General features: G+C 60.4%; 11 protein-coding genes. All 11 read left to right on the forward strand.

The window, feature by feature from the left end; all coding sequences use genetic code 11:
- A partial coding sequence (locus WA989_RS14875; protein ID WP_424341264.1) for a YbjQ family protein occupies positions 1-245 on the forward strand: 245 nt, incomplete at its 5' end.
- Positions 242-1,111, forward strand: coding sequence for a signal peptidase I (lepB, locus tag WA989_RS14880; RefSeq protein WP_424341265.1), 870 nt, complete (start codon positions 242-244; stop codon positions 1,109-1,111). The genes WA989_RS14875 and lepB, both read left to right, overlap by 4 nt.
- Before the next feature lie 83 nt (positions 1,112-1,194).
- The gene (locus WA989_RS14885) at positions 1,195-2,346 is read left to right on the forward strand and encodes a GNAT family N-acetyltransferase (protein ID WP_424341266.1); all 1,152 of its coding nucleotides are present in this window, start codon (positions 1,195-1,197) and stop codon (positions 2,344-2,346) included.
- A gap of 131 nt (positions 2,347-2,477) precedes the next feature.
- Entirely contained in the window at positions 2,478-3,035 is a 558-nt protein-coding gene (locus tag WA989_RS14890) for a histidine phosphatase family protein (protein ID WP_424341267.1), read from the forward strand.
- 73 nt (positions 3,036-3,108) lie between these two features.
- A complete protein-coding gene (locus WA989_RS14895) occupies positions 3,109-3,357 on the forward strand; it encodes an exodeoxyribonuclease VII small subunit (protein ID WP_424341268.1) in 249 nt (82 codons plus the stop codon).
- 20 nt (positions 3,358-3,377) lie between these two features.
- Positions 3,378-4,262, forward strand: coding sequence for a polyprenyl synthetase family protein (locus WA989_RS14900; RefSeq protein WP_424341269.1), 885 nt, complete (start codon positions 3,378-3,380; stop codon positions 4,260-4,262).
- A 44-nt stretch (positions 4,263-4,306) separates the two neighbouring features.
- Positions 4,307-6,229 carry a 1-deoxy-D-xylulose-5-phosphate synthase gene (gene dxs, locus WA989_RS14905; protein ID WP_424341270.1) on the forward strand — a complete coding sequence of 641 codons (1,923 nt, stop codon included), beginning with the start codon at positions 4,307-4,309 and terminating at the stop codon, positions 6,227-6,229.
- Positions 6,230-6,323: 94 nt separating this feature from the next.
- Entirely contained in the window at positions 6,324-6,938 is a 615-nt protein-coding gene (locus WA989_RS14910) for a hypothetical protein (RefSeq protein WP_424341271.1), read from the forward strand.
- A gap of 74 nt (positions 6,939-7,012) precedes the next feature.
- Positions 7,013-7,657, forward strand: coding sequence for a hypothetical protein (locus WA989_RS14915; RefSeq protein ID WP_424341272.1), 645 nt, complete (start codon positions 7,013-7,015; stop codon positions 7,655-7,657).
- A gap of 82 nt (positions 7,658-7,739) precedes the next feature.
- On the forward strand, positions 7,740-7,892 hold the full coding sequence (locus WA989_RS14920) for a hypothetical protein (protein ID WP_424341273.1): 153 nt from the start codon (positions 7,740-7,742) through the stop codon (positions 7,890-7,892).
- Positions 7,893-8,000: 108 nt separating this feature from the next.
- Positions 8,001-9,664: class I adenylate-forming enzyme family protein (locus tag WA989_RS14925; RefSeq protein ID WP_424341274.1), on the forward strand; the 1,664-nt coding region annotated here is incomplete at its 3' end.

Genomic DNA, 9,664 nt, shown 5'->3' on the forward strand with positions numbered 1-9,664 from the left:
ATGTTGTGCGGACGCGGTTTTTCGGGCGTGACATCATGGCAGGCCTGCGCAATCTGGTCGGCGGGGAAGTGCCCGAATATACGAAACTAATGGCAGAAGCGCGCGAACAGGCTCTTGACCGGATGCGCGCAGATGGCCAAAGCCTTGGCGCCGACGCCATCATCACGATGCGCATTACAACTTCAATGATCATGGGTGGCTCTGCCGAGCTGCTTGCATACGGAACCGCCGTAAAACTGACATGACAGAGACCTCCCAGACCTCAAGCGCGCCGGAAGAAAAACGGTCGCTGAAAGACAAGATTCTGCTTGAGGCGCGCGAGTGGCTGGTCACGCTCGCTGTGTTCATCCCGGCCTTCTACATCTTCTCCTTCCTTGTTTATGAGCAGCGGGTGATTCCGTCCGAAAGCATGGTACCCAATCTGCAGGTTGGTGACCGTGTGGCCGTCAACAAGTTTGCCTATGGCTATAGCCGCTACAGCCTGCCATGGGGCGCCTGGCGCCTGATCCCCAGTGGGGACGGCCGTGTGTTTGGCAGCAAGCCTGAGCGCGGCGATGTCGCTGTTTTCATGCACCCGCACACAGACCGGGTCATGATCAAGCGGATCATCGGTCTGCCGGGGGACCGCGTCCAGATGCTCGACGAGCAGCTCTATCTCGACGGCGAACCGATCGACCGTGAATTCGTGCGGCGGATCACGTATCTGCCGAAAGAGAGACGCCGCACGGTTGCGCGCGAATACCGCGAGACGATTGGCGATACGTCCTGGCTGACCCATGACTGGCAGCAGGGCCCTGACGAGTTCAGCCGGCTGGATTCAACGCCGGAGTTCGTCGTGCCCGAAGGCCATTACCTGTTCATGGGTGACAATCGCGACAATTCCGAAGACGGTCGCTCTCTGACCGGCCATTGTCCGGAAAATGCGCAAGGCGTTGTCGACCGGACCGGTTGCGACCTGCCACGCGGTATATCGCCTGAAGAGGCGTCAGTCGGTTTCGTCCCGGCGGAAAACTTGATTGGCCGGGCGGACACGGTCCTGTTCTCGACCTATTCCTGCGGCGACGCTGAAGCCGAGCCGTGCATGAAAAAGCGTCTCTGGCGAGGACTTTAGGCGTTTTTCCCTTTTCAGGGGAAACTGGCGCGCGGCTTGCACTGACCTTCCTGACCATAATCACGTGATCAGGGATGGCACACATGAAGTTCCGGCTCTTACGCGAAGCAGACATGACGGAAGACCTCTGGCAGGCCTTCAACACCATGCGCGATGCGAATCCGATCTATGACGATCCGTTCTTCGATCCGCTCTATGCGCAGCTCGTCGCCGAAGTGCGATATGATGTTCGCTTTGCGGTGGCTTTCGACAATGACACGCCGGTTGGATTCTGGCCGCTTCACAGACGGCCGGGCGCCTGGGCGCGGCCGATTGGCGGCCCGTTCTCCGATTGGCACGGCCCGGTGCTCTCGCGCGGGACCGATCTGACGCCTCACCGCTTCCTGCGCGGCGTTGGCCTGCTCGGCATGTCGACCTATGGCTGGCTGCCTCAGACGCCGTCCAGCGAGCAGCGTCTCAGTTTTCAGGGCGCGAACTTGTCCGATTTGAGCCAGGGCTGGGACAGCTTCATCGAGAACCAGGCCGGGCGCTGGCCCAAACACTACAAAAAGATGCGCCGTCTTGGCCGAAATCTGGACCGTGACTTTTCTGATGTCGAATTCCGCTTCGATGATGTCTCGGAAACCACGTTCAGACGGCTGATCGAACTGAAGCGCGAGCAATTCCGCCGAACTGGCCGCCATGATGTTCTCGCGCCGCTCTGGTCACGGCGTCTGATTGACAGGCTTCGCCGCACGAGCAGCCGGCGTTTCAGGTTGCGGTTGTGCAGCCTCTATTTCGACGGACAGCACGCCGCCAGCGAACTCGTCATGCAGTCAGACAAGATCGTTCATGGCTGGATCACGGCCTTCGAGCCTGAGTTCTCGCAGTATTCGGCTGGCAATGTTCTCGTTCAGAACATGCTTGAGCGCATGTCGCAGTCAGGTCCGGCGATCTATGATGCGGGCCCAGGGCTCGATCACTACAAGCGCCACTATTCGAACTTCCAGCTGCCGATCGGGTCTGGTGTGGTGCGCGCCAAGACGTTTGCTATGCGCCCCGACCGGGTTCTCGGCCAGGCCTGGAGAAGCGGGGAGCGATTCATCGACGGCAAACTCTCGACCGCCATGACCCAGTCGAGGCGGCGGCTTGACCAGATATGCCTGAGCGAAATCGACCCGCTGAGCCGCATGAATGGCCTGACCAGCGCCTTCACACAAAAGGTTGCGAATCTTGAGCTTGCCGAACCGGAGTAAGCGCTCTAATCGCCTTTTCGGGAATTAGAACTGCAGGCACGGGTTGAGCCATGTCTCAGGTGGGCTAGGCTAAGCGCGGTATGGGTTCGGATCACACCAAGCAGACAGCCGCACGCCGAGGGCCAATTATCGTGTCACGACACGGGCGCCCCGCGCTTGACCGGCGCGCAGGGCCGCGCCTTGACTGGCAGCAGTACAGGGACTGGTGGGACCAGTATGAGGCTGGAAGCCTGGCCGAAGGGCAGGCGGCGCCTGATGGTCTCAAAGAGGTGGTAGCCGATTCGGACGTGGTGCTCAGTTCGACAGCGCCGCGCGCCATCGAAACCGCTGTGAAAGCCACGGGGCGGACGCCCGACACAGATCCGGTGTTCTGCGAGGCGCCCCTGCCGCCCCCCCGGCTGAGAAACCGCAAATATCTGCCCAAGACATGGAACGTCCTCGCCAGGACGGCCTGGCTCTATGGCCACAGCCTCGACGGAGAAAGCAACCGCGAGGCCAGGGACCGCGCCAAGCTGGCCGCCCAGAAGCTCCACGAGGCGGCAGAAACGGGCAAGGTCTATCTCGCCGCGCATGGCTGGTTCAATAGAATGCTCCGCCCGGCCATGGCGAAACTGGGCTGGGTCTGCGTGCGTGATGGCGGCGACAAGTACTGGAGCTACCGGGTCTACGAATATCGCGGAAAATCTTGAGTTCAGGCCATTGTAGAGCCTGCATCACCTGCTTAGGGTGCCCGGCTGAAGCCGCTATTACAGGAGCGATCGCATGGCCGCCAAGGCAGATGCTTCAATCGAGAAACTGAGCTTCGAGGAAGCCCTCAAGGAGCTTGAGGATATCGTCCGCCGGCTTGAAGGCGGGGATGTCGAGCTCGAAAAATCGATCGAGATCTATGAACGCGGCGCCAAGCTGAAAGCCCATTGCGAGGCGCGCCTGAAAGCAGCTGAACTCAAGATCGAGCAGATCGTTCAGGGGCCTGATGGCAAGCCGGCAACCGAGAGCGCCAGCTTCGACTAGCGCAGATCAGGAAAGAATGCATGGAGTTCGAAAAGCGCCTGACCGAGATTGCCGACAAGGTCACGGTCGCGCTTGATCAGCTCATTCCCCCCGCGCAGGGCCCCGAAGCGGATCTGATGCGCGCGATGCGCCATGCTGCGCTGGCCAATGGCAAGCGCATGCGGCCCTTCTACATCATCGAGACAGGTGCCCTTTTCGAAGCGGACGAGACAGCACTGCTCCGGGCAGCCGCCGCGCTTGAGTGCGTTCACACCTATTCGCTGGTGCATGATGATCTGCCCTGCATGGATGATGACGATTTGCGCCGCGGACAGCCGACGGTTCACAAGGCGTTCGGTGAGGCGACAGCCGTGCTGGCTGGCGACGCGCTGCTGACCCTCGCCTTCAAGATCCTCGCCAATGAAGACACCCACAGCGATCCTGCTATCCGGCTCAAACTCGTCGAGCGTCTAGCTGATGCTGCGGGCGCGCGCGGCATGGTCGGCGGGCAGATGATCGACATGCTGGAAGATGAAAGCCCGCGTGACCTCAATACGATCACGCGCATGCAGCGCATGAAGACCGGCGCGCTGATCTCATATTCGGTCGAAGCGGCTGGCATCATTGGCGGGGCCAGTGAGAACGCCAGGCATGCGCTTGCCGGATTTGCGCAGGATCTCGGGCTGGCCTATCAGATTGCCGATGACCTTTTGGACGCGACAGGAGACCAGGCCGTTGTCGGCAAAACCGTGCGCTCGGATGCTGTCGCCGGAAAGGCCAATTTCGTTACAATACTGGGCGTTGAAGGTGCGCGCGAGCGCGTGCGGCTGCTCGCCGCGCAAGCCAAGCAGCATCTCGCATTTTTCCGCAGTCGGGCCCATATCTTGCTGCAATCAGTTGATTATGTTCTCGACAGGACGCACTAGTCAGGCATCTAAATACGACGAAGAGCGCCCGTGAAAGGACCGCCATGACCCTTCCAGCCAAGACCCGCCTGCTCGACAGCGTGCAGTCACCGGATGATCTCAAGGGACGATCAAGGGACGAGCTCAAGCAGATTGCAGACGAACTGCGCGGTGAAGTCATCGATGCGGTTTCCATCACAGGTGGACATCTCGGGGCAGGGCTTGGTGTCGTCGAGCTGACAGTGGCTATCCACTCGGTTTTCGACACGCCGGACGACAAGCTGATCTTCGATGTCGGCCATCAGTGCTATCCGCACAAGATCCTCACAGGCCGCAAGGACCGCATCAGAACCCTGCGCCAGGGCGGCGGCCTCTCCGGTTTCACCAAGCGCGCCGAGAGTGAATATGACCCGTTTGGCGCGGCCCACGCCTCGACCTCGATCTCGGCCGGGCATGGCTTCGCCAAGGCGCGTGACCTCAAGGGCGAAGACAACAAGGTCGTCTGCGTGATTGGCGATGGGTCGATGTCTGCCGGCATGGCTTATGAGGCGATGAACAATGCAGGCTCTGACGCGACCAACATGCTCGTAGTCCTGAATGACAATGACATGTCGATTGCGCCGCCCGTTGGCGCGATGAGCCATTACCTTTCCAAGCTTGTCTCCTCGCGCTCCTATCGGGGCCTGCGCAAGTTCGCCAAGTCGATTGCCAAGCCGATCGGCCTGAGCAGCCCGGCGCGAAAGGCAGAAGAATATCTTCGCGGCTTTGCCATGGGTGGCACGATGTTCGAGGAGCTCGGCTTCTATTATGTCGGCCCGATCGACGGCCATGATCTGGATGTGCTCCTGCCGGTCCTCGAGAACTGCAAGGCCATGGATACCGGCCCGGTCCTGCTTCACGTAGTGACGCAGAAGGGCAAAGGGTACGCGCCAGCGGAGAACTCGGCCGACAAGTATCATGGCGTCGCCAAGTTCAATATCGGCACCGGCGAGCAGCAGAAATCCTCTGGCGGCGCGCCAAGCTATACGAAGGTGTTTGCCAAAAGCCTGATCGAGGAAGCCCGCAAGGACGACACGGTCGTCGCCATTACGGCGGCCATGCCGGGCGGGACAGGGCTTGATCTGTTCGAAAAGGAATTCCCCGACAGGATGTTCGATGTCGGGATTGCCGAGCAGCATGCCGTCACCTTCGCGGCGGGCCTCGCTGCAGACGGCATGAAGCCGTTCGCGGCGATCTATTCGACCTTCCTGCAGCGCGGCTATGACCAGGTTGTCCATGATGTCGCGATCCAGAAGCTGCCGGTCCGTTTCGCGATTGACCGCGCAGGCCTTGTCGGCGCTGACGGCCCGACCCATGCCGGCAGTTTCGATATTGGCTATCTCGGCGCGCTGCCTGGCATGATCTGCATGGCTGCCTCCGATGAAGCAGAACTGACGCGCATGGTGCGCACAGCTATCGAGATCGATGACCGGCCGAGTGCATTCCGCTACCCGCGCGGCAATGGCGTCGGCCTTGAGTTGCCAGCCGATCCGCAAGCGCTTGAAATCGGCAAGGGCCGCATCGTCAAGGAAGGAACGAGCATCGCCATCCTGTCTTATGGCGGGCGGTTGCAGGAGGCGCTGAAAGCGTCCGACATGCTGGCGGCTCAGGGGCTGTCCTGCACGGTTGCCGATGCGCGCTTTGCAAAGCCGCTCGATGAGGATCTTATCACGCGTCTGGCAAAGGCGCATGAAGTCCTGATCACGGTTGAAGAGGGCGCAGCAGGCGGCTTCGGCGCCTTTGTCCTGCATTATCTCGCCGATAGCGGGGCACTTGATACAGGCCTCAAGATCCGCACGATGCACCTGCCGGATATCTTCCAGGACCAGGATAAGCCCGACGCGATGTATGTTACAGCCGGCCTCGATGCCAAGAGTATCGCGGCGCGCGCCATCGAAGCGCTGGGCCGCGGCGACATCAGCAAAATCGAACGTCTTGCGAGCGCGTGAGGCCGCGCAGCTTACAATTCAGTTAGCGCCTATCGCGGCGAATTTCCGGCCGCTAGTCTTTGCGCGAATCGATCGGTTCTGGAGATTGTAGATTATGCGCTCAACCCTTTGCGCTGCCATGCTGGCGGTCATTCTCGCCGCATGCGAAACGACGCCCGTCGCGGTTGAACTCACCCCTGCCGAATATCAGGCTGCGATCACCGAAGCGGAATCCAGATGGCACCCGTATCTTCAAATCGAGAGCCTGACCGGAACACTCGACACCGCCGTTCTGTCAGACCGGCAGAGAGCAGGACTTCTGTTCGAACGAGGCACGACGCGCCGCCTGTCACGTATCGATCTGCCGGGCGCGGTAAGCGATTTCGAAGCTGCAACGGCGTTAGCGGCTGCCCCGTCGCTCACAGAGAACCTCAACACGGAACTGGATTTCGCAAGAGCGGACGCCGCTGCTGCCGCGGCCCGGCTGGCAGGCCTACAGACCCTGCCGCAATGGTTTGACGACATCGTCGCAATGGGCCGTGTCGAGGAGGCTGCTGCGCGCCAGAAAGCGTCAGGTCTAGCCCCCACTGTTGAGCATGCGCGCCTGCTGGAAGCGGCCGGCTATCTCTGCAAGGATGTGGACGACGGCGAAGATGCGGAAGCCTGGCTCGGAGTGCCGGACGAAGACATATCCGAGCTTAATTGGTGCGAAAGCCCGCCAGTTTCCTGAAATCAGACATATTCTTGCCTTGGACACAGCGTGATCTGACGCTCGAGGGCAAGAGACAAGCAAGGAGCCAAAAAATGCTCAAACATATGATCGCAGGTGCAAGCGTGTTGGTGATCGCGGCCGCGTGCGCCTCTTCGAATGACCCGGTCGCAGATCCGGTCGAACCAAACACGTCCGCAGAGCAGACCCAGTATGAACTTGCCATCGGCACGGTGACGTCGCTGGTCGATGCTGGCAATGAACAGATCGCCATCGACCGGCTGACACAGCTGCTTGGCGACCCGGGCATGAGCGAGCGGCAGATGGCCGAGACGCTGTTCGCTCGGGCCAAGCTGCGCTATGGCGGCGGCAATGACCTGACAGGCGCGGTGCAGGATCTCAAGGAGATCAAGGCCAATTATCCAGACAGCCATGTCGCCGATGAGGCCGCTGCGCTTCTGGACGAGGCTGCAGCGGAATTCGCCATGCTGACCGATATGCTTGAGTCCGGCAGCGTGACCCCGATGGAGCGGTTCGAGATCCTGTTCCGGCTTGGCCGCCACCAGGAAGCCGCAGACCTGATGCTCGCGGGCGCTCTGGAACCAGAGAACAACTACATTCTCGACATGTACCAGATTGGCTATCTCTGCGACGGCGATGAACTGGCCGGGCCGGTCTTCGAACTGGTCGAGCCGGATGGTACAAGCCGTGCGGTCCAGTTCTGCGAGCTTGGCAAGTAGATCGCAGCCAATTCGCGTCAAATTTCAAAGAGTGGCACGCTGATTGCTGCCCGGAGTCCAGGACGGGGCTCCGGGGGCATTCATGAAGAGTTTTGGCGTAATTTTTCTGGCGGGGCTGGCGAGCTTCGCGGTTCTTCTTCTATGGCCGAACGCCCATCCTGAGCGGAAGGGCGATGATCTCGTCGCCAGCGATAACACCGCACCCCCTGTGGAAACCGCCTCTCTCGCCCATTGAGAAAGACGCATTTAGCCCAGTGTCTGCAACAGTTTGACCGGGCATCTCTTCCCTTGCATGCGCGCGCATGATTGATAGTCCTCAAGAAAACAAATTCTGGAGGAATTCATGGCTGCAGATGGTGCGCCGACATGGCCTGTGATGTCGATCAAGGATGCAAATGAGAAACTTGCCGAGCCGGGAACACCGCTGGCTGTCGCTGAAGGTGAGATCGATGGCACCGATATGCGCTATTATCCTGAAGCGCCGCCAACCATCCGGTTTCTGGTCGAAGCGTCCCGCATGCATGGCGACCGCAATTTTCTCGTCTATGAAGACGAGCGCGCCACATTCAATTCGCATCTCAAGGCGGTCAGCCATTTCGCGCACGTCCTGAAAGACCAGTTCGGCGTCCAGAAGGGCGACCGGGTGGCGATCATCATGCGCAATTATCCGCAATGGTCCGTGGCTTTCTTCGCTGCTCTGGCAGTCGGTGCCATCGCGGCCCCGATGAATTCCTGGTGGACAGGCGACGAGCTTGAATACGGCCTGAAGAATGCAGGGGTGAAGGTCGCTGTTGTCGATCCGCAAATCTTCGAACGCATACGCGAGCATATGGGAGAGCTGCCTGAGCTGGAGGCGGTGATCATTGCCCGCGAAACCGAAGAAGAGCGCAACTATCCCGGCGTCTATAATTTCGAAGATTTCGTTGGCGAGCCGAGTGACTGGCTGAAGCTCAAGGATGTGCCGTTTCCGGATGTCGAGATCGCGCCGGATGATGATGCGACCCTGATGTACACGTCCGGCACGACAGGCAAGCCAAAAGGCGCGCTGGCGACCCATCGGGCCGTCATCTCGAACTTCCTCAATTCCATGACATGCCAGGCGCGGATGTTCCTGCGCCGGGGCGAAGCTGTGCCCGAGCCTGACCCGAGTGAACAGCGCGCGACCCTTCTGGCCATTCCATTCTTCCACGCGACCGGCGCGTTCGCCGTCCTCATCCCGACGCTTCTGCGCGGCGACAAGATCGTCTCCATGTACAAATGGGATGCGGGCAAGGCGTTGCCGATCATAGAAAACGAGAAGATCACGGCGATTGGCGGGGTTCCGGCGATTGCCTGGCAAGTGCTCGAGCACCCTGACCGTGACAAGTATGATCTCTCCACGATCGCGGTTGTCTCCTATGGCGGCGCGCCGTCTGCGCCAGAGCTGGTCTCGACGATCAAGAAGCGCTTTCCGGACGCCGCTCCCGGCAATGGCTGGGGCATGACGGAGACGTGCGCAACGGCGACGCTCAATATCGGTGAGGATTATGTGAACCGGCCCGACAGTGCCGGCGCGCCGCCCAAGGCGGTCGAGCTTAAAGTGGTCAGCCCCGACGGCGAGACACTTCCAGCCGGTGAAGTGGGCGAGCTGTGGTGCAAGAGCCCGTCAAATTGCAAATCCTACTGGAACCGGCCCGATGCGACGGCCGAGACGTTCAAGGATGGCTGGGTCGTTACCGGCGATCTTGCGCGCATTGACGATGAGGGGTTCCTCTATCTTGTTGATCGCGCAAAGGACATGCTGATCCGGGGCGGCGAGAATATCTACTGTATCGAGGTGGAAAGCGCGCTTTACGATCATCCGGCCGTGATGGATGCGTCTGTCGTCGGCATTCCGCACAAGGTGCTCGGCGAGGAAGTCGGCGCGGTCGTGCAATTGAAACCCGGCAAGACGGTTAGCCAGGATGAGCTGCGCGCGCATGTCGCGACCCAGCTTGCCGCCTTCAAGGTACCGGTCGAGATCCAGTT

It is taken from the genome of Henriciella sp., assembly GCF_049649345.1.
Classification (GTDB): domain Bacteria; phylum Pseudomonadota; class Alphaproteobacteria; order Caulobacterales; family Hyphomonadaceae; genus Henriciella.